At 24.9% G+C, this 317-nt stretch carries 1 protein-coding gene; it reads right to left on the bottom strand.

All coding sequences use genetic code 11. The features are described from left to right. Window positions 1-317 (bottom strand): hypothetical protein (locus tag ACX6CF_RS26845; protein WP_458788437.1); only part of this gene is annotated, 317 nt, incomplete at both ends.

The following is a 317-nucleotide window of genomic DNA, read 5'->3' as shown; positions in this document are numbered from 1 at the left end:
ATTAACTTTTTCATTGGAATCAGTAAAAAAATCATGTAGATGTTTTAATCCGGATATTAATTTATTACCTATTCTTGTAAGAAAACTTTCTTCATTTTTATCAGTTAGTGGTAAACTTGATTTGCTAGAATTTTTATTAATTCGTACATTATCAAGTTTAGCAAATGCTAACTTAAGTTTTCTCTCAATTTCTGTATAAGATTTATATGTATCCCGAATGAAATTACCAGTTGCATATAGTTGTAGTTCTATTTTATCTAAATCATTATACAGTCTTTTTAAATCTAAGTTGATATTTTGGCTGTATTTTATGTCAG

Source organism: Vallitalea sediminicola (genome assembly GCF_054408565.1).
This window is presented reverse-complemented; position numbering and strand designations above follow the sequence as displayed.